At 44.3% G+C, this 21,867-nt stretch carries 22 protein-coding genes; 16 read left to right on the top strand and 6 right to left on the bottom strand.

Going from position 1 to position 21,867, the window contains the following annotated elements; genetic code table 11:
* Window positions 1-43: 43 nt before the first annotated feature.
* A complete protein-coding gene (locus A2621_03815; GenBank protein OFW89980.1) occupies window positions 44-1,777 on the bottom strand; it encodes a hypothetical protein in 1,734 nt (577 codons plus the stop codon).
* 117 nt (window positions 1,778-1,894) lie between these two features.
* Here A2621_03815 and A2621_03810 point away from each other — a divergent pair, with 117 nt between their 5' ends.
* The 9 genes from A2621_03810 to A2621_03770 are packed head-to-tail and all read left to right on the top strand — an operon-like array spanning window position 1,895 to window position 10,652.
* Window positions 1,895-2,287, top strand: coding sequence for a hypothetical protein (locus tag A2621_03810; GenBank protein ID OFW89979.1), 393 nt, complete (start codon window positions 1,895-1,897; stop codon window positions 2,285-2,287).
* Window positions 2,284-2,754 (top strand): hypothetical protein, encoded by a 471-nt coding sequence (locus A2621_03805; GenBank protein OFW89978.1) that lies wholly within the window; start codon window positions 2,284-2,286, stop codon window positions 2,752-2,754. The genes A2621_03810 and A2621_03805 overlap by 4 nt, the downstream gene beginning before the upstream one ends.
* Window positions 2,755-2,764: 10 nt before the next feature.
* Window positions 2,765-3,415: a hypothetical protein gene (locus A2621_03800; GenBank protein OFW89977.1), complete on the top strand. Its 651-nt coding sequence runs from the start codon at window positions 2,765-2,767 to the stop codon at window positions 3,413-3,415.
* Entirely contained in the window at window positions 3,412-4,590 is a 1,179-nt protein-coding gene (locus A2621_03795; protein OFW89976.1) for a hypothetical protein, read from the top strand. The genes A2621_03800 and A2621_03795 overlap by 4 nt, the downstream gene beginning before the upstream one ends.
* Window positions 4,587-5,162, top strand: coding sequence for a hypothetical protein (locus A2621_03790; GenBank protein OFW89975.1), 576 nt, complete (start codon window positions 4,587-4,589; stop codon window positions 5,160-5,162). The genes A2621_03795 and A2621_03790 overlap by 4 nt, the downstream gene beginning before the upstream one ends.
* Window positions 5,162-6,397, top strand: coding sequence for a hypothetical protein (locus A2621_03785; protein ID OFW89974.1), 1,236 nt, complete (start codon window positions 5,162-5,164; stop codon window positions 6,395-6,397). Before A2621_03790 ends, A2621_03785 begins: the two co-directional genes overlap by 1 nt.
* Window positions 6,387-8,468, top strand: coding sequence for a hypothetical protein (locus A2621_03780; protein OFW89973.1), 2,082 nt, complete (start codon window positions 6,387-6,389; stop codon window positions 8,466-8,468). Before A2621_03785 ends, A2621_03780 begins: the two co-directional genes overlap by 11 nt.
* Window positions 8,465-9,433, top strand: coding sequence for a hypothetical protein (locus A2621_03775; GenBank protein OFW89972.1), 969 nt, complete (start codon window positions 8,465-8,467; stop codon window positions 9,431-9,433). Before A2621_03780 ends, A2621_03775 begins: the two co-directional genes overlap by 4 nt.
* A gap of 4 nt (window positions 9,434-9,437) precedes the next feature.
* Window positions 9,438-10,652: a phosphoglycerate kinase gene (locus A2621_03770; GenBank protein OFW89971.1), complete on the top strand. Its 1,215-nt coding sequence runs from the start codon at window positions 9,438-9,440 to the stop codon at window positions 10,650-10,652.
* Here the strand turns inward: A2621_03770 and A2621_03765 are convergent.
* The 3 genes from A2621_03765 to A2621_03755 form a co-directional block, all read right to left on the bottom strand.
* Window positions 10,627-11,163: a hypothetical protein gene (locus tag A2621_03765; protein OFW89970.1), complete on the bottom strand. Its 537-nt coding sequence runs from the start codon at window positions 11,161-11,163 to the stop codon at window positions 10,627-10,629. The genes A2621_03770 and A2621_03765 overlap by 26 nt on opposite strands.
* Window positions 11,142-11,639, bottom strand: coding sequence for a hypothetical protein (locus A2621_03760; GenBank protein ID OFW89969.1), 498 nt, complete (start codon window positions 11,637-11,639; stop codon window positions 11,142-11,144). Before A2621_03760 ends, A2621_03765 begins: the two co-directional genes overlap by 22 nt.
* A 418-nt stretch (window positions 11,640-12,057) precedes the next feature.
* Window positions 12,058-13,188 (bottom strand): hypothetical protein, encoded by a 1,131-nt coding sequence (locus A2621_03755; protein ID OFW89968.1) that lies wholly within the window; start codon window positions 13,186-13,188, stop codon window positions 12,058-12,060.
* A gap of 179 nt (window positions 13,189-13,367) precedes the next feature.
* Here A2621_03755 and A2621_03750 point away from each other — a divergent pair, with 179 nt between their 5' ends.
* Window positions 13,368-13,922, top strand: coding sequence for a hypothetical protein (locus A2621_03750; GenBank protein OFW89967.1), 555 nt, complete (start codon window positions 13,368-13,370; stop codon window positions 13,920-13,922).
* 35 nt (window positions 13,923-13,957) lie between these two features.
* Here the strand turns inward: A2621_03750 and A2621_03745 are convergent, their stop codons facing one another.
* A complete protein-coding gene (locus tag A2621_03745; protein ID OFW89966.1) occupies window positions 13,958-15,226 on the bottom strand; it encodes a hypothetical protein in 1,269 nt (422 codons plus the stop codon).
* Complete coding sequence (locus A2621_03740) at window positions 15,226-17,022, bottom strand: aspartate--tRNA ligase (protein OFW89965.1); 1,797 nt, start codon at window positions 17,020-17,022, stop codon at window positions 15,226-15,228. Before A2621_03740 ends, A2621_03745 begins: the two co-directional genes overlap by 1 nt.
* 127 nt (window positions 17,023-17,149) lie before the next feature.
* On the opposite strand from A2621_03740, the gene A2621_03735 reads away from it, so the two are divergent.
* The 6 genes from A2621_03735 (at window position 17,150) to A2621_03710 (ending at window position 21,862) form a co-directional block, all read left to right on the top strand.
* A complete protein-coding gene (locus tag A2621_03735) occupies window positions 17,150-18,220 on the top strand; it encodes a recombinase RecA (GenBank protein ID OFW89964.1) in 1,071 nt (356 codons plus the stop codon).
* 1 nt (window position 18,221) lies between these two features.
* Window positions 18,222-18,872, top strand: coding sequence for a tRNA (adenosine(37)-N6)-threonylcarbamoyltransferase complex dimerization subunit type 1 TsaB (locus tag A2621_03730; GenBank protein OFW89963.1), 651 nt, complete (start codon window positions 18,222-18,224; stop codon window positions 18,870-18,872).
* Window positions 18,850-19,293, top strand: coding sequence for a hypothetical protein (locus tag A2621_03725; GenBank protein OFW89962.1), 444 nt, complete (start codon window positions 18,850-18,852; stop codon window positions 19,291-19,293). Before A2621_03730 ends, A2621_03725 begins: the two co-directional genes overlap by 23 nt.
* Before the next feature lie 146 nt (window positions 19,294-19,439).
* On the top strand, window positions 19,440-19,868 hold the full coding sequence (locus tag A2621_03720) for a MucR family transcriptional regulator (protein OFW89961.1): 429 nt from the start codon (window positions 19,440-19,442) through the stop codon (window positions 19,866-19,868).
* A gap of 146 nt (window positions 19,869-20,014) precedes the next feature.
* Window positions 20,015-20,431, top strand: coding sequence for a nucleoside-diphosphate kinase (locus A2621_03715; protein ID OFW89960.1), 417 nt, complete (start codon window positions 20,015-20,017; stop codon window positions 20,429-20,431).
* A 102-nt stretch (window positions 20,432-20,533) separates the two neighbouring features.
* On the top strand, window positions 20,534-21,862 hold the full coding sequence (locus A2621_03710; protein ID OFW89959.1) for a UDP-N-acetylglucosamine diphosphorylase/glucosamine-1-phosphate N-acetyltransferase: 1,329 nt from the start codon (window positions 20,534-20,536) through the stop codon (window positions 21,860-21,862).
* The last annotated feature ends 5 nt before the right edge of the window (window positions 21,863-21,867 follow it).

Genomic DNA, 21,867 nt, shown 5'->3' with positions numbered 1-21,867 from the left:
CACTATAAAGGGTAGAAGGGATGAGGACAAGATAGTTGAAGGGTTATTTTTTAAATGTGTGAGAAATCCAACCTAATTTACTGCTTACCATTTTGCTTTTAGAGATCAGGGATCGTCTGTATTTTTCAATGATGAGATCTACTTGCTCAGAGGTCATGCCGAACAATTCAAAGACAGCTGACGCCAGTTGAAAGCTGGGCGCAAACATTTCGGGGGAGACAGGCTCTGCTCCAATTTGTTGGAGTTTGTAGGCTTGGTCACTGTCTTGGACACGCACAAAAATTTTGAGTTTAGGGAAATATTTTTTAAGCATAACCACCGCGTGGGAAGAAAAATTAAAATCTTCCAAGCTAATGACAACCGCTTTGGCCTCTGCCGCATTGAGAGCCTGGAAGACTTCTATTTTTTTGGCGTCCCCAAAGAAAATGGGGAAGTGATTCATGCGGCCTTTGGCGACCCGGGTGACACTCATATCTATAATGCTGTGCGGGATGTATCGAATGGATAGAAGGTCATGCACCGCTTCACCCACCATATTGAACCCAACAATGATCACGTGATTTTTCATGTCCACAGATTCTTCGGCAGCAGCCTTGAGCGAGATTCCTACGGATTTTCCAATGCGCTTACTAATAAAAGCGCCCAGCATGTCAAGAAGAGGGCTGAACATCATACTCATCACCACCACGAGGTAGGCAATTTGACTCAGTTCTGTTTCAATGAGCCCGCCTGTTTCTGCCTGTTTGAAAAGGACGAATACAAACTCACTACCTCCCGCTAAGAGCAGAGAAATACGGATCGCAGTTTTGATAGGAATCTTCATTACCATAGAGGCGATTAGAAAAATAGAAACTTTCGCTAAGAGAAGAAGGCTTAGGAAAGAAAAAACAAAAGATGTTTTGCTCATGAGGAGGTAAGGATCTAGAGACATGCCGACAGTCATAAAAAAGAGACCCAAAAGTAAAGACCTAAAGGGTTTAATATCGGCCTCGACTCGGTGTCGGTGTTCTGTTTCAGCTAAAAGAAGGCCTCCAAGAAAGGCGCCTAAACCCAAAGAGAGACCCACATAGGCGGTGGCAAAACTTGTGGCTAAAATGATGAGAAGCGTCAGCGCAAAAAAAAGATCAGAGTTACGGGTGGCAACCACAATACGATAAACGGGCCGTAATAAATATCGGCCAAAAACCATGAATCCACCAAAAACGGCGATGACTTTGAGAGAAGAAATTCCCAGCATTGAAATAAAGGATTTTTCAGATCCTTGAGCCAGCGTAATCCAGACAAGGGCAACAATCACCATGAGGTCTTGGAACAAGAGAATAGAGAAAGAAATGCGGCCAAATCGTGAGGTGATGGCCTTTTGATCGGACAAAATTTGTAACACAACGGCTGTAGAGGAAAAAGAGAGACCAAGCCCTAACAAAATAGAGGTTTCAAGATTGGCGCCAAAGTAAGAGGCAATACATCCAATGAGAATGGAGGTTAGAAATACCTGTAAAAAACCCATTCCGAGGACATATTTTTTTAGTTCTTGAAGACGCTCCCAGGGAAGTTCAAGCCCGATGGTAAACAGCAGGAAAACTACCCCAAATTCGGCAATGTGTTTGGAGGCTTCCACATTGTTGAAAAGATTGACGGCATAGGGGCCTAAGATGACTCCTGCCACTAAATATCCCAGAGCGGATGTGACTTTTAATTTACCACAAATAATGGAAATAAATATGGCTGTTCCTAAAAAATATAATATTTCCCAAAACTGGCCCGGTACTGCTTCCACTGTGATACGTCTCCCCGTTTATAAAATTCTTTAGGTTCAATAACTATTTAACCATAAACACACCCGTAACACTAGTGAGAATTTTTGTCTGAAAATGTACGAGATAATCCTATTGTGATGCGCGAGAGTATGATAAATTATGGGGGCAATGGAGAGAAAAACATGAATCTTATCCCTCATCTTTATGGGTTTTTCTATGTTGGTCTTGGGATTATTTTTAGTATTTTGACAGTGAAACTGTTAAGAAAAATAAAGAATAGCCCTGGAATCAAAAATTCTTTTTATGAACGTGAGCAATCATTTTCTTTTCGCTCTCATCAGGATTTCAATGTTCATTTTTATACGTTGGGGCTCTTGTTTTTAATTCTCATTTCTTTTTCTATTTTCTTGTTTTTATGGGTGTCCTCCAGTGAAAGTTCTAGCCCTTTGGGTCTTCTTCTTGTGGTTTTTATGATGGGAATTTTTTCTTCAGGATATATCTATGCCTGGAAAAAAGGATTGTTTGAATGATTTCTTTTTTGGAAAAAAAACAGAAAAGCATCAAAGAGAGTGTGGAGTCCTTTCAAGTGAGCGATGCCCTCTTTAAGTGGGCTCTTAGAAGATCTCTTACCTTGATGATAGTGAATGCCCAATCTTGTTGTACGGGTCATCTTAAGGATCTTAAAGTGGGACAGCCCAATCAAATCAGTGGGGTCATCACCCAGAACCCAGGCAGAGCAAACGTCTTAATCTTATGTGGGGCTGTAACACATCGAATGGGCCCCATCATTCGGCATTTGTACGACCAGATGGAAAAACCAAGTTGGGTTGTGGCTTTGGGGTCGTGTGCGGCGGGAGGAGGGGCGATGCACTATTCCTATGCAGTAGCACGAGACTTAAATAAAATTGTGCCCGTGGATGTCTTTGTACCAGGCTGTCCCGTCTCACGGGAGAGTCTAATAGACGCCCTTGATAAAATTGTGCAAAAAGCTTCGTAAGAGTGACAGCGTGTTTTCAGTAAGAAATAAAATAGAAGATTACATTGTAAGGAGACTTTCAAATTATAATTTAAAAGTCTCTTATGAGAATAAAGATATTGAGATTCACGCGTCGGAAGAGTCTTTGTATAATGTGCTTTCTTTCTTACACCATGATACCCATTGTCAATTTGAACAGCTTTTAGATTTAATTGTTCTGGACTGTCCGGATCATGAAAAAAGATTTGATCTTATTTATGTCATTCGCAGTTTGAAAAACAATCAACGTCTCCGTGTGTTGATCCGTGTGAATACCGAGACTGCCTCCGTTTCCGAGATCTATAAAAACGCTGCCTGGCTGGAAAGGGAAGCCTGGGAAATGTTTGGTATCTTTTTTAAAAACAGTCGAGACTTGAGGAGATTGCTCACCAATTTTAGGGTGGCAGGATATCCCTTGAGGAAAGACTATCCGGTCAGTGGGATGATGGATTATGTTTTTGACGAGCATACCGATAAATTTCTGTCCGTTCCTTTATTGTTGATTCAAGAACATCGAGTCTTTGACGTGAGCAGCCCTTGGGAGGGAGCTTCACCTCACCTTGAAGAGAAACAAGCCCCCCACGCAGAAAGTCAGACTCAGGAAGCGCCAAAAACGATCCCTGAGGAGGAATGGGTGGAATGAACCAAGATACTTCTGCCTTTCAACGGGTGAATTTTGGGCCCTATCATCCCGCCATTAAGGGAATGTTGCGGTTTATGCTGAAGCTGGATGGCGAGGCTATTCAAAAAAACACGTGTTATGTGGGGTTTACCCATAAAGGTCTTGAGAAAGTGCTCGAGGACAAACCCCTCTTGCAGGTTCAAAAAATTCTAGAGAACGCTGATCGGAATTTTTTAACCCCTTATGGACTTTCTTATGCGCTGGCTTTGGGCGTTGAGAAAATATTGACTCTTGACCCACCTATACGAGGGCAATTTATTCGTGTCATGCTGGCAGAAATGGGTCGGATCGTTTGCCACTTAAATCAAATCGCCTCCATTGCGGAAAGCATTGATTTTAATTTAATCTCTTTCTGGTCTTTAAATTTGGGGGAGAAGTTAGATAGTCTGTTTTTAGAGATACGTGAGACACATCATGTATTTCTTATACCGGGGGGGGTGACGTCGGATTTTCCAAATGATCTGTTGAAAAAGATTAAGTCTACGATGAAAGAGATTGGAAAAAAAGTTGAAGATATCAAATCTGCCCTTTTGAACAATGCAGTTTTTAAATTGCGCACCATTCAGGTTGGCGTTTTGTCAGAGATGGAAGCTATCTCGTGGGGATTATCCGGGCCTGCGTTGCGGGCATCTCGGGTTGCCTGGGATTTGCGTCGAACCCAACCGTATGATGTGTATGATCGTCTTGAATTTAAAATCCCGGTGGGCGTTCATGGGGATAGTTTTGAGCGAACCGCCCTCTGTCTTGAAGAAATGATTCAGAGTGTTTCCATTATAGAGCAGTGTCTTGATCTTTTGCCTCAAGGAGAGGTATGCCACCCAGAAAACAAGCTTAAAATCCCTTTGAAAAAACGTATCAATCACTCTATGGAAGCGTTAATCTGCCATTATAAACTCTTTAGTGAAGGGGCACATTTACCACCCTCACGCACTTACGTGGAGATTGAGGGCGCGCGAGGGGAAATAGGATTGTTTCTGTCGTCTAACGGATCCAACGCTTTTGATCGCGTGCGAGTACGGGCTCCCAGTTTTTTTAATCTTCAGGCTTTGGAATCTCTGTTGAAGGGATACGCCTTTTCAGATTTGCCGGTCCTCTTGGCATCCTTTGATATTTACTCCGCAGAGGTGGATCGATGAATCTTCCTTTTGTAAGCTGCCTTTCTTTAGACCAACAAAAAATGTTACAGGCACTCTTAAAAAAGTATCCCAAAGGGGCCGAAAAAGCGGCCACGAGAGAAATTCTATTTCTTCTGTTGTCGCCCGAGATGGAGGAAGCCCAGATTCAAGAGACAATCAAAGCTGTTTCCTATTGTTGTGGCGTTTCTCCCCGCTTTCTAACAGAGGTGATGAGAAATGATTTGGGATACAAGAAGAGAGAGGAGAAAGTATCTGCCGCTGTGAGTATCTGTACTTCTTTACCGTGTTTACTGCGAGGAGGGGGAGAAATCATGAAAGCGTGTGAAAAATGGTTAGGCCTTCCGTGTGGCACGAAAACAATTGATGGACGGTTTTCCTTGACCAAGAAATCTTGCTTTAATCAGTGCACAGAAGGCCCCATTGCTAAAATAAATCAGGATCAAAGAGCAGGCTTAACCCCCACGAAAATGGTTTTTTGGCTCCAAAATTTATCCGGAGAAGAATCCTCTATTTCTCCAAAAGACACCACTGTTGTGCGTAATCCTTATAGACCCTCACAGAATAAGAAATGATGTCTAATTCCCCTAAAATTTTTAAAAATCTTTTGACACAGCAAGAATTAAACTTGGAACAATCTCGCCAGCAGGGGGATTGGGCAGATCTTGCAGAACTCTTGAATCGGGGAAAGAAAAATTTGCAAAAGGAGATTTCTTTATCGAAAGTCAGGGAAAGAGATCATAAAGCACCCCTTCTATCTGAAAAGTGGCAACCTTTAGGAAGAAACCCTATTTTAGTCATTGATGCAAGTCGGGCCGTGCCTGGAGAGGTGGGATTTTTACATCTGATTTACTATGAAACTTATAAAATCATAGAGGGTGCCTTGTTAGCGGCTTTTATGGTGGGGAGTGCCTCTGGGTATTTTTATGTGGCTGCTGATCAAAGGCGGGCATTTTCTCTGATCCAGAAAGCGCTGGACGAATGTTATGCGGTAGGGTTATTGGGACAGAACATTCTAGGCACAGGTTTTTCCTTCCATTTGCAGGTGCATATGGGGTCTACCGACTATGTATCCTACAGTGACGATGTCCTGACGGATTCTTTGGCGGGAGAGAAACAACCCAGGGGCACGTTGTTTGGTCAGCCCGTCTTGATTCATAAGGTGGAAACATTGGCGACTATTCCCACCATCCTCAGAAGAGGGGGAGAGTGGTTTTCTGCTTTAGGAACGCCGCACAGTACCGGCACAAAAGTCTTTTCTTTTTCAGGACATGTGAACCAGCCATGTGTGGTTGAGGAAAGTTTTGGGGTTTCTTTACGCTCAAGTCTCGAACAGTATGCGGGCGGGGTCAGGGGTGGATGGTCTCATTTGAATTTTATTTTTCCAAGCGGCTTAGGGAGTCTTCCCTTACCCAAATCGTTCTGCAACGATCTGGTTCTGTCGTATGAAGGTATTGGGGCTTTTCATTCTTGGTTGGGAAGTGGGTCTATTGTGGTGGCCAATGGATCTGTCAATTGGCTGATGGGGACTTTAATCGCCATGGATTTTTTGGGGAACATTCCCGTTTCTGGATGTTTGTTTTGTAGAGAAGGAATTCCTGTGTGTGTAGGACTTTTGAAAGAGGGGCAAACAAGGGAAAGGAAGCCAGAGGAAGACATGAAGAGGACGATTTCTTTATCTACCCTTTCTCAACAAATAGAAACCAGATGTCAATGTGGATATGCTGCCTATGCTCTCAATCCCATCAAGGGATACCTCAGATACTCGGAGATCTCGATGGATAGGGAGGTGGAGAGCCATGTCCTCTGATACGTACTTCATTCATTTGGATGGTACCAAAGTGGATTGTAAGCCGGGGCAAACCATCCTTGAGGTGGCGTGCCAAGCAGGCGTTGAGATTCCCCACTTTTGTTACCATCCGGGCGTACCAACTCAGGGCACTTGTCACGTGTGTTTTGTGTCCATTCAGGGCAGGGAAAATTTAGAATGTGCATGCTCCTGCTTTGTGGAAGATCAGATGGAGATTATCACCACAAGCCAGGCGATTCAGGAGGCGCGCAAAGAGGCATTGACGCTGCTGATTTCAGATCACCCGCTGGAGTGTCCCGTTTGTGTGCGGGCAGGAGAATGTGATTTACAAGACCTCACTTTTTTTTATGGGGAAGCTTCTCCTCTCGTAAAATTTTACTCCCCCCCTAAAATGCCACTCAAACAATTTAATTCTGTGGTTCAGGCTAATATGAATCGTTGTATTAGTTGTCAGCGATGTGTCTCTTTTTTAGAAAACGTCACAGGTACAGGGGAGTTGGGTTTTTTCCAACAACAAGACACGGAAAGATTTAAGATCGATGTCGGGTCTGATGCAGGCATTACTTCCGAGCTCTCTGGCAACTTATTGGATTTGTGTCCGTCAGGAGCCCTGATTGAAACCCCTTCTTCTTTTGTGGGGCATCGGTGGGAAACGGAGAAGGTCCCCTCTCTCGACGTGATGGATGCCATGGGATCTGCTATACGGTTAGATTGCCGAGAAGAAAAAGTTGTGCGTGTTTTACCTGTCACCCAGCCTCAGATCAATCAATATTGGAGTACGGACAAAGCGCGATTTTCGTATGATGGGTTATTACATCAACGATTGGACCAACCGTATATCCGCAAAAATGGAGTATTGGAGCCCGCTTCATGGGTGGAAGCGTTTAAAACTCTGGTCAGAAAAATCGTAGAATTACAGCCTTCCGAAATGGCTTTTTTGGTGGGTGACTTGGTGGAGGTTGATTCTGTATATTTATTGCGCCAGCTTTTGGATGACATGAAAATTTATAATCGGGATTGTTGTGTGGAAGGGGCATTTATCCCCACGGAAGAAAGAAGGGATTATTTATTCAATACGCCTTTGGACCAGATCGAAATCTCTGACGCTTGTTTAATCATAGGGGCAGATATCCGATACGATGCGCCTCTTTTAAATCTGCGGTTACGGCAAGGGTATAAAAATTCGGGGGAGGCTTTAGCGGTGATTGGAGACCCACAGGATCTGACCTTTCCTCACGCTTATTTAGGGCCTTCTGCGCAGGTTTTAAATGATATGGTGGCAGGGTCCCATCCTTTTTGTCGTATCCTTCAAAAAGCAAAAAACCCCCTCTTGATTTTGGGGATGGATGCTCTCAGCAGTTCAGAGGGAGAGGAGATTTATAAGACAGCGCGATTCATTGCCGAGAAATACAATTTAAAACGGGAAGATTGGGATGGGTTTAACATTCTGCATCGAGCGGCGGGGAGAGTGGGGGCTTTAGATGTGAGATTTGTGCCAAGGGAAGGAGGAGAGGGTTTATCGGGCATTTTGAGATTAGCCAAATCACGTCAACTCAAACTTCTCTACTTATTGGGCGTAGATGAAATCCCCCTCGCTTCTTTCGAAGACACTTTTGTGGTGTATCAAGGACACCATGGGGATGCAGGTGCCGAAGCGGCAGATTTAATTTTACCGGGGGCAGCTTTTTCAGAAAAAAATGGGTTTTATGTAAATACCGAGGGGCGTGTGCAATTTGTACGGCGGGCAGTGTTTCCGCCCGGGCAGGCAAAGGAAGATTGGAAAATCATTCGGGGTCTCTCGGAAGTGCTGGGATATAAATTACCCTATGAGACGTATGAAGATGTTTATGAGTCTCTTCGGAATTATTCCCCTGCTTTTCGGACCTTGGGATCCCTGGTGAGATCTGAGATATCATCTACCAGAAGTTACGAGCCGGTTTCTTTGAAACAAGACGGGTTTTCAAAAGAGAAAAAGAATTATTATTTCACAAACCCCATTTGCCGAGCATCTCCCACCATGATGCAGCGTGCCAAAGAGACAGAGCGTAAAAAGAAAAGAGGGGTCAGATGATTAACCCTCTGGTTTTACCTTTGAAGGTGATTACTTATGGAATGGTAGCTTTTTTAAGCATCTTGTACCTCATGTATTTTGAACAAAAAATAATTTCTTTTGTTCAGATGAGAGGACTGAGAAGAAGTCTTGGCTTGCGAGATTTTTTGTTTCCTGTGGCTCTGTTCATTAATCTGTTTAGAGTGCGATTAGTTTTCCCAGAAACACCCTATAAATTCTTGTATGTTTTATCTCCCCTTCTTTTAGGCCCTCTTGTTTTCATGATGGGGATTTTTATTCCGTTTCATAAAACGGGCTTTTTTTGGTCTTCTGATTATGGTGTTCTGTGGATAATTGTTGTGTCTCATCTCATCATTCTCTGTATAGAAGTGATTGGGTGGGCCAGTCATACCCAGTATAGCTTGCAAGGAGTCATTCGAATTTTTGGTCATTTCATTGCGTCCGCTTTATTATTTGTTTTTGTGTCTTTGATCATCACTTTGTGGGCAGGGTCCATGAACCTGCTTCAGATTATTCAAGATCAGAAATCGATCTGGTTTATTGTCCCTCTTTTTCCCGTGTTTCTGGTGTATATGGTTGTGTTATTGATGCGAGGAAGAAGTACACCTTTTGGGGCTTCAGAATCGGGAATCGACTTAATGGGAGGGTATAAAAGCCGTTATGCTGGGGGGCTTTTTGTCTTCCTTGTCATTGCAGAATATTGCCAATTTTTATTATTCTCAGTGCTCGGTATCGTTTTCTTTTTTGGAGGATGGCTGCCGTTGGGGAATATCTCGTGGATGTCAGGATTTTCTTGGTTTTTTCTAAAATTAATCATTTTTCTAATCGGGACAAGTTGGATTAAGGCTGTTCTGCCTAACTTGCGCCATGACCAAATCGTGCGACTTAGTTTTAAAGTCTTTCTGCCGTTTATTGTTATGCTGTTTCTATTCTATTGTTTTATAAAAATTATGGTGGGGATATAGGGGGATGAAATTTAAAACGCTTTCAGATTATAGTCTTCGAGATAAGCGCGTTCTTGTGCGGGTGGATTTTAATGTGCCGATGGAGCAGGGGATCATTTCGGATGAGAGCCGGATCGAAGCTGTTTTGCCGACGTTGCGCTATCTGCAAGAACAGGGGGCTCGCCTCATCCTCATGTCGCATTTGGGCCGTCCTAAGGGGCAAAAAGAATCGCAGTTTTCGCTCAAACCTCTTGTAAGGGTTTTGAAGAGGTTATTGCCGGGAACATCCGTTTCTTTTTTAGAAGAGACCGTCGGAGATCAAGTGGAGCGGGACTCCCATGCTTTGAAGGCCGGAGACATTTTATTATTAGAAAATTTACGCTTTCACAAACAAGAAGAAGAGAACGATAAAGACTTTGCCAAAAAGCTGGCGAAGCTGGGTGACCTTTATGTAAACGATGCTTTTTCTGCATCCCACAGGGCCCATGCCTCCATCGATGAGGTCACCCACTTTTTGCCAGCCTGTGCAGGGCTTCTTTTAGATTCAGAATTGAAACAGTTAGAGAAATTTTTGACTCATCCTAAAGAGCCCATGATGGCAATCCTCGGTGGGGCCAAGATTTCCAGTAAACTAGCTCTTATTGAACATCTTATTCCAAAACTAGATACCCTGTTGATCGGAGGGGCCATGGTGGGTACCCTTTTAGAAGCTCAGGGGATTTTTATTGGGGATTCCTTAAGCGAACCGTCTTTAAGGAAAGAAGCGCTATCTCTTCTTGAGAAAGTCAAAGAAAAGAAATGCAAACTGGTTTTGTCCCGGGATGTGGTTGTGGTTAAAAATAAAGACTCGGGTGAAGAGCAAAGAATTACCTCTGTTCATGATATTAGAGAGAAAGAGATGATTGTGGATGTGGGTCCTGAAACAGTCGAATTGTTTAAGGAGACGTTAATGGGGGCGAAGACAGTTGTGTGGAACGGTCCTTTAGGACGCATAGAGGTGGAGCCTTTCGATCGGGGAACTCGACAAATTGCAGAGTTCCTCGCCCATCAGAAAGACATGATCACCGTTTGTGGGGGCGGAGATACGGTGTCTATTCTGAATAAGCTGGGGGTGATCGAAAAATTTTCCTACGTGTCCATGGCAGGGGGGGCTTTTCTCGAATGGCTAGAGGGGCGTTCGTTGCCCGGGTTGAAGGCGCTCGAAAAGGCGGCAGCTAAAGGCGCTTGGAAAGCCAAATAGCGAGCTGACACCCGGCCTTAATGGTGCTCGTAAAGGCTTTGTATCCTGTCATCTCTTGCGCGTTGTGGGTAAGACCAATATTTTTATGATCAATTTCTTCTTGATAACACTCCATAATGAGCGCTTGAACATCAGCAGACGTGTCATTGGGCAAGTTGTTGAGCTGTTTGGCGTAATGGTCCTCAATCACTTCTTCTACGGCGATAGTGCACGCCATGGCGGCTTTGGTGCCTAAGAGAGCGGATACGACCCCCAGACCATACGCGGCTCTTTCCCAGACAGGTTGAAGGAGCGTGGGATGCAAGTTCCGTTTCCCCAGTTCCGTGTTGAATTTTTCATAATGGAGGGACTCTTGAGCCAATAGGTGACGGAGGGTAGGCGCCGTTTTAGAATCTTTTAAAACGCGCAACTGTCCTTGGTAAATTTTGACGGCCGCGAATTCGCCAGCATGATTAACGCGCAGGAACGATTCAAGGGTGGGGGAGGTCTTTACTTCTTTAATAGTTTCCATGAGGCCCCCAACAAAATAAGAGAGGTTATCCCGTTCCACTCAGCGAGCGACAGGAAAAAGAGGCGAAGCGACACGACATTACACGGGATGACTGTTGTTTGGCTGAGGATTTGGGCGCGAAGAGCCTCTACGGTGTCGAGCTTCAGGGAAGATCCTTTGCAGAACTCAGGAAGATCAAACCAGTTATGTTCAAGCCCCATATGGTAAAAAGAAAGGCCCGTGCTCACGATAAAGGTGGCGATCAAAAGATATCTTGCCCAGCGGTGGAGGATGGTAGGGTCAGAGAACATATAAAAAAGAACGCCTAAGAGAGTGGCTACGGCATAGGGATAGCGTTCGAGCATACACATGCGACACACGGGTATTTCAAAGAAATGCTCCAGGATGAATGTGGTGCCGAGAATGCATAGAGAAATGAGGGCAATCATCAAGGACGCTGTTTTGGGGTGAAAGCTGCCTAAAAGAGAAAAACGCATGGAGACATCTTAGTGGATCTTTAAGGAGGAGGCAATAAGAGCTTACCATCCGACATATCTTGATAAAGAGGGAATTTTCAATCTTCCCCTTTTCGTCATCCTCGAAAAAATTGAGCTCCCCCCCCCTCGTCATCACGAAAAAATTCGTGAGAATTTTTGTGGTGATCCATCTTTCTTTAAGTATAATTCAAGCAATATTTCGACTGTGGAAAGGTTCTATAAGCTGGACTGCCGAGAAAATCCCGAAGGATTTTCTCGCAAAGACGACCTTTTTTACGCCTCTTTAATTCTGTCAGGTGGTAAGCAATAAGAGCCTGTCATAAATTTTGTGCTAAAGCTATTTTTAATGAAGGTCTTAAAGATCTTTAACAGATCAATGTCAAAGGTCTCCAATTTTATTTATTCTTCTTGCTTGTGTTTAAAATCCGAACCAAGACGCAACAGACCGTAGTCCAGAAGCTATGCTGGAAGCTGCCTTATGAACCTGATTCACAAGGCGACGGAAAATTGTGGGGGAAGAATTCTGTTGATCTCCTGTTGAAACATATGCGCGTCCTTGAGCTGCTGCTGCCAAAAGCTCGTCTTGTAATCCCTGTCGATACCCTGCTAACTTATGAGGTGCAGTACCAGCTGGCACTGCTAACGTAAGCTTTTCCCCAGGGTTAACATAAGGAAGGGGTGTATGAGGAACAAGATCGTATGACTGGGCAATATGTAGAGACTGTGTAAGATGTTCTGCAGCTTTTGATGTAACAGCGTCTAAAGTTGCAGGAGCTCCGAAAGTCACCAAAACTGGTTTTTTATTAGCACTCTGTTTGACGGTTGACACAGCCGCGTGCGTAGCAAGAGCGCCTCCTAAACTATGGCCTGTAAAAGTAATGTTTAGATCTTGAACGAGCACCCCAAGTTCATGCGCAATATTCCCTAAGACTTTATCCAAAGAACTTTTCAACCCTAGGAATTTAGCCTGAAAACCACCATGTCCCCCTATACCTGTTGCGGTATCACAGGTTGGAAGTATCGCAAAGTTTGTGTTCCACCATTCCTCCCACGTACTCGTCCCTTTAAAAGCCACAGTGACATTGGCCTTTTGATCATAGGCAACCACAAAGGCCGCTTGGGAATTTCCTGAGTCATGGACAAACAATAAAGAGAAGCCCTGTTTTTCTAAATCCTCTACTATTCTTTGTTTATCTTTTGGCTTAGCGATGCTGCGATACGCAAGATCTGACAAAAGCCCAGAAAATTCCACGTCTTTTGCAGAAAAAGATCCACCCAAACTCATTCCACCAATAAAGGATTGTACAGATTGAGGTTCAATGGCTATCCAGGACTCGTCGGCAGCGTTTCCCGTAAGGGGTGGCTTAATGGAAGCAGTGTTTTGAATTTCAATCCAAGAAGAGTTAGGATCTGGCTTATAATATGCTGCTATTCGGTGTGCTGTTAGAGACACTGCCGGTTCAAAGTCATTGGGTCTATCCGCCCATATAACGGTTGCGCTCATTAAAGAGATTATAGAAACACTAACAAAACCATTCACTTTTTTCATGTGTTTTCCTCAAAAAAATTATTAGTGACTGAGATATATGAATTCTTCTAGAAAAAGTCAAATTTAATTTTTTGTTGTAAGATCAATTTGATAATGTCCGGTGTTAGGTTAAAAAATTTTAAAGTGATATTTCCCTGCCAATCTTGTATAAATTTAAGGGAACATTGAGGAGGCAGACAATGACACCCGAAGAAACCCAATCAAATTTTAATATCCCCAATATTTTGTCTGTGATCAGAATTCTTCTGACCCCTCTTGCCTTATGGGGCATGGTGAAAGAAGAGTATCTTTTTGCCTTGTCCATTCTAATTATTGCGGGCATTACGGATGCGTTAGATGGATTTTTGGCCCGGAAATTTGACCAGCTTACCCCCATGGGGCGGGCGCTCGATCCTCTGGCTGATAAAATTCTGTTCATCAGCGTTTTTCTGACCATGGGGTTTGGGCTTCATTTATTTCCAGAGTGGTTTGCGTGGATGATCTTGTTAAGAGATTTTCTCATTTTGGTAGGATTTGTTGCTCTAGTATTGGCCAATAAAAACCGTACCATTGCCCCAACACGCTCCGGGAAGATTCATACCGTTCTTTTGTTTGTCTTCCTCTGTTTGGTCCTCTTATCCCTCTCGTATGGGACATTGATTCCATTGAATCTATTGATGTATGGCATGGCACTTTCTACGGCCATTTCGTTTTTGGATTACTTGCGTCTCTGGGTCAAAAGAATGGCGGAATAGCCGTTAAAACCGACGATTTGGGGGTGATTTTGTTCTTACTTCCGAGGCGTAATGAATAGCAAGCAGAGAAGAAAGACAACAGACGCGGCCATCAAATAGAACCCGGGAGTAAAGAGGGCCAGGTGATACTCTGTTGCCATGGTGAGCAGCAGAGGGGTGAGCCCCCCCATCATACCAACGCCTAAACTGTAACTGAAAGAAATGCCCGTATACCGGTCTTGGGTGGGGAAAAGCTTTTGGGAAAAAAGAGGCTGCACCCCAATGATGCTGGCCACCAGAAGACCCAGCAACAGATGTCCGAAGAGAATGGAAAACCAATGAGTGGCGTTCAATGTCATGAACACAGGGATGCTGAGACCAAAAATAAGGATGGAGGACAAAACCAAGGTCTCTTTTGCTCCATATTTATCTGCATAATGCCCAAATAAAGGGCAAGAGACCATGCAGGCGGCCATACCCGCCAGGTTATAGGAGGCTGCTTCTTGAAAGGGAATTTCAAGATAGGTGACGAGGTAAATGCTTAAAAACCCAATCAATGTATACGTTAGTATTCCATCAAAAGAGCCCACAGCAAGCACCAAGAAAAAAGACCGAAGATGTTTCGACAACACAGTCTTTAAGGGAATTTTTAATACCTTTTCTTTATGTTCTATTTCTGTAAATGCGGGGCTTTCGGCCAATCTTTTTCGGATGTAATATCCAAAAATAGAAAAAACACCTCCTAAGAATAAGGCAATACGCCAGCCCCAAGCAGGGAAATAAGAGTTGGTGACTAAAGCCGCAGTGCCTGTGGCAAGAATAGACCCCATCAGGCAAGACCCAGTGATGAGCCCTCCTACAAATCCAGGAGAATCCTTTTCGGTGTGCTCAAGGGCAAACACCAGGGCGCCGTTGTACTCACCCCCGGCACATAATCCTTGGGCAAGCCGACTTATAATAAGAATAAGGGGAGCCATAACCCCAAAGGTCTCATACCCCGGTAAAATGCAAATAATGAAAGTGGGGATACCCATATATAGAATGGAAAGACCCAGGGCTTTTTTGCGCCCGAGGCGATCGCCAATGTATCCGAATAAGATAGCACCCAAGGGACGAACCAAAAACGCCGCTCCAAATGTCGCTAGGCTGGCCAACAGGGAAAGGGTTTTGTCTGAATTGGGAAAATAAATGTCCGCAAAAATAGCGGCTAAAGAAGCGTACAGCGTCAGATTATAAAACTCGAGCGTATTGCCCAGAATGCTGGCAAAAACGATATGAGATTTTTTACTAGATTGTTGCATGGTTCTTTGGATAATCCCTTTCATTAACCCCGCGAATTATGGCCTTTTTTGGAGGGTTCTGCAATACGAATATGAATTTCTTGCAAATGGGTGGAATCAACCACCGCCGGGGCACCCATCAAAAGATCTTCGGCTTGCTGCGTCATGGGAAAGGCAATCACCTCTCGAATGTTGGGTTCATTGGCGAGCAGCATGACAATGCGGTCGATGCCGGGCGCGCTTCCTCCGTGGGGAGGGGCTCCATATTCCAAGGCTCGCAACATGCCTCCGAATCTTCTCTCAAGATCGTCTTCAGAGTAACCGGCGATTTCGAATGCTTTGCGCATCACGTCGGGTAAGTGGTTCCGAATGGCACCGCTGGAGAGCTCAATGCCATTGCAGACGAGGTCGTACTGATACGCCTTTACCGTTAACGGGTCTTGATTCGTTAAGGCAGCGAGGCCTCCCTGAGGCATGGAGAAGGGGTTGTGACTAAATTCAATCTTCCCCGTTTTCTCATCGATCTCAAACATGGGGTAATCGGTGACCCAGCAGAACTCGAAGGCGTTGGGGTCAAGCAATCCAAGTTCTTCCGCCAATTTTGTTCGGATGAGGCCCGCAAACTTAGGGGCTATCTCTTTCGTTTGACAGATGAAAAAGACGGCATCTCCGTTGTTGAGGCGCAGCTTCTTTTGAAGCGCCTCTAGATGATGGTTTTGTAGAAACTTGGCGATGGGCCCTTTGGCGTCGCCATCTTTGAAAAGAATATACCCCAATCCGGGAAGTCCCTGGGTTTGTGCCCACTCATTTAGTTTTTCAAAAAAACTGCGAGGTTGATTGGACACTGCTGGGGCTGGAATGGCGCGAACCACCTGACCTCTTTTAATGTTTTCCACAAAAATGGAAAAGGAAGACGACTCAAAAATAGTGGTGACATCTTGAATGAGAAGCGGGTTGCGCAGATCGGGTTTATCCGACCCATAATGCAGCATGGATTCTTGATACGGAATCTTTTTGAAGGGGAGGGGAGATACGCGTCGATTGTTTGCAAATTCCGTAAAAACGCCCTGGAGAACAGACTCGAGAACTTCAAATACTTCGTCTTGGGTGACGAAGGACATTTCCATATCGAGCTGATAGAACTCTCCTGGCGAGCGATCGGCCCGCGCATCTTCGTCTCTAAAACAAGGGGCAATCTGAAAGTATCGATCAAACCCTGAAATCATGAGCAATTGTTTGAATTGCTGAGGAGCTTGTGGCAGCGCATAAAACTTGCCGGGATGCAGACGGCTGGGCACCAGGAAGTCGCGTGCGCCTTCTGGAGAGCTGGCCGTTAAAATGGGTGTTTGAAATTCCATAAATCCGTTCTCTTGCATGCGACGGCGCAAACTGGAAATGATGTGGTTGCGCAGAATAATATTCTCATGAATTTTTTTGCGACGCAGATCTAAAAACCTGTATTTAAGGCGTGTTTCTTCTGGGTAGTCCTCAGACCCATTTACTTGTAGAGGCAAGGTGTGGGAGAGAGATTCAATGTGAAGGCCTTCGATATTTAATTCAATTTCTCCTGTGCCTAAATCTGAATTAATGGTGTTAGGAGACCGGGCGATCACCGTGCCAGAAATGGTTAAAACGCTTTCGAGCGTGGCACGTTCCGCCACCGGGAAAAGAGGGTTTGTTGTTTGAATAACACATTGTGTAATGCCATAATGGTCTCTTAAGTCAATAAACAAAAGATTTCCATGGTCCCGCTTGCGGTGCACCCAGCCGGAAAGGCGGACCCGTTGTTCTGTATTTTCTTTTCTCAGTTGCCCACAGGTATGAGTTCGATAAGGGTGCATTCTTTAGTTCCTTCAGTAATGAGTAGACCAAGTAATATAACCCTCATTTATAGAAGCATAGAGTTGAAAGTGGCAAGTGAATTCTATTGCTTTACGCAAGTCAGGTGGTATATTAACTTAATCTCAAATGTATCAACCCATTAGTAGTAACGAGGATAAGATGACAACGATCAGCGAAAAAACAAAAGCTTTAGATGCGGCTTTAAAACAAATTGAGCGAGCCTTTGGTAAGGGGTCCATCATGACGCTGGGTGAAGATAACAAGGTTGAAATTGAATCGATTTCCACAGGTTCCATTGGGTTAGATATTGCCTTGGGAATTGGTGGATTGCCCAAAGGGCGGATCATTGAAATTTATGGGCCAGAAAGCTCAGGCAAAACTACTCTTGCTTTACATGTGGTGGCAGAAGCGCAGAAAGCGGGCGGCACCTGTGCTTTCATCGATGCGGAGCATGCCTTGGACCCTGTTTATGCCAGAAAATTGAAAGTGAGCACAGAGCAACTGATTATTTCCCAGCCAGACAATGGCGAGCAAGCCTTGGAAATCGCGGATACCTTGGTAAGGTCTGGGGCCATTGATGTGTTGGTTGTGGATAGCGTGGCGGCCCTTGTGCCAAAGGCAGAATTAGAAGGGGACATGGGAGATGCCCATATGGGATTGCAAGCGCGGCTCATGAGCCAAGCCTTGCGTAAACTCACGGCTTCTATTTCTCGATCGAAATGCATGGTGATTTTCATTAACCAAATTCGACAAAAAATTGGGGTTATGTTTGGAAACCCAGAAACCACCACAGGGGGAAATGCCTTGAAATTTTATGCGTCTGTTCGTTTGGATATCCGCCGGATTGGAGCCATTAAAGATAAAGAAGAAATTGTGGGAAACCAAACCCGTGTGAAGGTGGTGAAAAACAAAGTAGCCCCCCCTTTTAAAGTCATTGAATTTGATATTATGTATGGGGAAGGTATTTCCAAAACAGGAGAGATCATCGACTTAGGCGTTAAAGCAGACGTTATTGAGAAGTCCGGTGCCTGGTATTCATGGAAAAACACCCAGCTTGGTCAAGGAAAAGAAGCAACTCGCAAGTATTTAAAAGAAAATCCTGCCGTGATGAAATCCATCGAACAGGAAATTCTGGATCGGCAAGGGGTGATTGCCAAGGCCATTGAAGATGGGTCCATTGAGCCAGAAGGGGCATAGATTGCATTGCCTTTTGGGCATCGAAACCTCTGGAGATCTTTGCTCGGTGGCGGTGGGAAGAGATGCCTCTGTTCTCTCCAAAAAATCAATTTCCATGCCGTACGGCCAAGCGGGGCATCTCATGGGGCTGATCCAAGAGGTTTTAACGGCGTCTGAGACCTCCTGGAAACAATTGGATGGCGTGGTGGTGAATCGGGGGCCAGGTTCTTTTACAGGGCTCAGAGTAGGCCTTGCGGTGGCCCAGGGCATCTCATTAGCTGGAGGAATTCCTAGTTTTGGACTCACAGGGTTTGCCATTTATCGCAGCTTAGAAAATATGGAAAAAAATCTCTTGGTTTTGATTGATACGCGTCGGGATGATTGTTTCGTCGGATTTTTTGAAGCAGGAGAGTTGGACCCGTCTTTTGAGACGGTCATGTCTTACGAAGAAATTAGTGTCTTTTATGCTTCTCAGAATAATCTTCATGTGGTGGGTAATGTTGACGCTGTTCTTATTCCTGGTCTCATCTCGGGAAGAGAAATCTACCCTTTAGAGGCAGAAGAAGGTCTCCGGTCTTTTCGTTTTTATAGAGAGAGAGATCGTTCCGATTTTTCCTCTGAGCCATATTACTTGAGGGATCCGGAGATTCATGGAAAACAGATTCCTCTCTAATCTGGATGTGCCAGGGATGGAGCAGCTTTTAAGAGAGGGATTTCCGGCCTCTCTTTGGTCCGCGCACGACCTTCATAAATTTATGATGTTAGACAGCTGTCAAGCATGGGGGGCCTTTCAGGGCGATCAACTGAGAGGATTTTCTTTCATTCAAATGGCGGCAGATGAAGCTGAAATTCTTTTAATTGTTGTGCATCCCTCTGTCCGGAGGCAAAAGATCGCACATAATTTGCTAGAGAAAACAGAGGCTTATTTGAGAAAAAGAAAAATAAGTCATCTTTTTCTAGAGGTTTCGGTTGAGAACGAGGCCGCCTTTCATTTTTATACGAAAGTTGGATTTACCATCACGGGCAATAGAAAGGATTACTATTCCAATAAACAAAACAAATCCGCACATGTCATGATGAAAACAATTAAATAAAAATATAGAAAAAGAATGAAAGATTAAAATGTACTTGTTTTTAGGGCCACCAAAAAGATTGCTTTTTAATTTTAAAAATAGTATAGCGGTATCTGAAAATATAAAAATATTATAATAAGAATAAAATTATAAAATAGAGGTATAAAATGAATGAAAAAAACAACATTGATCATATTTTATCTTTGACGACGAATATTGTTGCGGCCCATGTTTCTAATAACGCCGTTTCTTCGGCTGATTTACCTGCTTTAATTCAACAAGTTTATGGCACTTTGACCAAGGTTAAATCTCCTCAGCTTGTTCAAAATTCCAGTTTGGTACCAGCCGTTCCCGTTAAGAAGTCAGTAACCCCTGATTACATTATTTGTTTAGAGGATGGAAAGAAACTAAAAATGCTCAAGCGACATTTAAAAGCTGTCTATGGCATGAGCCTTCCTGAGTATCGGGCCCGATGGGGTCTTGCAATTGATTATCCGTCTGTGGCGCCCAACTATGCCAAGAAACGAAGTAGTCTCGCCAAGAACATAGGACTGGGGAGTCGGAATCGGAAACAACCAAGAGAAGTAGAAGTATAGTTTTTAATAAAATTTATGAGCTGAGAGAGCGCGATTTTTGAAGGACTGAGTTTTCTTCAGGAAAATTGTCCTCTTCAGCTGAAAGCTTTTGACAAATCCGGTGAATTTCCTTATTTTCCCTCTATTACTTTAAGGAGAAATATTGAATGGAACGTACATTATCCATTATTAAGCCAGACGCAACGCGTCGTAATCTAACTGGACAAATTAATGCTTGCTTTGAAAAGGCAGGGTTGCGAATTGTGGCCCAGAAGCGGTTGCAACTGACAGAAGCGGACGCAAAAAAGTTTTACGCAGTGCACAAGGACCGCCCTTTCTATGGAGAGCTTTGCGATTTTATGACCTCAGGTCCTGTTGTTGTTCAAGTGTTAGAAGGAAAAAATGCTGTGGCGAAAAATCGTGAAATTATGGGCGCCACCAATCCTGCACAAGCAGCTAAAGGGACTATCCGTGAGATGTTTTCTGAATCTATCGAGGCCAATTCTGTCCATGGGTCAGATTCATTGGAAAACGCGAAGAATGAAATTGCATTCTTCTTTAGCGAGCGTGAAATCACGGCCTAAAGGATTCGTCAGAAAACTCATTCCGATTCTCTGTAAGAAATTGTCATAATTTTTCAATAACATCTAGTGGTAAGATGCCGATTTTTCGCTTATGCTAAAATCATGAAAACCAATCTTTTTTCAACCATTATTTTAGCAGCCGGCAGTGGCACACGTATGCACGCCGCTCTCCCCAAAGTGTTGCATCGCATTGGGGGGCAATCCATGATAGCGCACCTGGTGGAAACGTTGAAAAAGCTTCACTGTCGGAACACCTGTCTGGTGACAGCGCCAGGTATGGAGAGGGTGAGGGACTCTTTCCCTGCCTTGGATCATGCCATTCAAGACCACCCCTTAGGGACGGCTCACGCGGTGCTCGCGGCTGAAAAGGAAATCTCCTCTTATAAAACGGATATCCTTATTTTGTATGGGGATGTGCCCCTGATCACGGAACAGACCCTGCAGCGCATCATAAAAAAAGGACAAGACCACGATGTTGTTATGCTGGGCATGCAGGTTCAGGAAGAAAACGCTTATGGTCGGGTCCTTGTGAATGCATCGGGTCAGGTGGAGGAAGTGGTTGAGGCCGTAGACTGTACCCCTGAGCAACGTAAAGTCACTCTCTGCAGTTCTGGTATTTTCTTGATTCGTCACAAGGTGGTGCTGCCCTTGTTGAAAAAGATTGGGAATAAAAATCAGCAAAAAGAATTTTATCTGCCAGATATCGTAAAGATCGCCCGTCAAGAGGGCTATTCTGTGGTGGTGGAGGAAGGTGCGTTATCGGAACTGCAAGGCATTAATACTCAAGGAGAGTTAGCGCGCGCCGAAAAAACGTTTCAAACCCGAAAAAGAAAAGAATTTTTAGAGAAGGGTGTGACCCTTTTGGATCCGGACTCTGTATACTTCAGTTACGATACAGAAATTACCCCAGATGTTCTCATTGAACCTAATGTTTTTATGGGGCCAGGGGTGACTTTAGAAGCAGGGGTCGAGATCAAAGCATTCTCTCATTTGGAAGGCGCCCATGTTCGTCAAGGAGCAGTGGTGGGGCCTTTTGCCCGCCTGCGCCCGGGAACAGTTGTGGGAAAAAAATGTAAGGTGGGGAACTTTGTGGAAATTAAGAAATCCATTCTGGGAACAGAAGCAAAAGTGTCTCATTTGACGTATATTGGAGACGCCGAGTTGGGTAATCGCGTGAACATCGGCGCAGGGACCATCACCTGTAATTATGATGGGTACAGCAAACATAAGACGGTAATTAAAGACGGTGTCTTTGTGGGGTCAAACACAGCATTAGTGGCTCCCATCACGTTAGGCAAAGATGCCATGATTGGCGCCGGCAGTGTGATTACGGATGATGTGCCTGCGGGAGACATCGCCCTTTCCCGAGCTCCTCAAAAAAACATCCGGGGTGCTTCCACAAAATTTCGTTCAAAACATTCAAAGAAATAAGGTCC

Source organism: Alphaproteobacteria bacterium RIFCSPHIGHO2_01_FULL_41_14 (genome assembly GCA_001767855.1).
In the GTDB taxonomy this organism is placed as follows: Bacteria; Pseudomonadota; Alphaproteobacteria; order UBA7879; family UBA5542; genus 2-01-FULL-41-14.
This window is presented reverse-complemented; position numbering and strand designations above follow the sequence as displayed.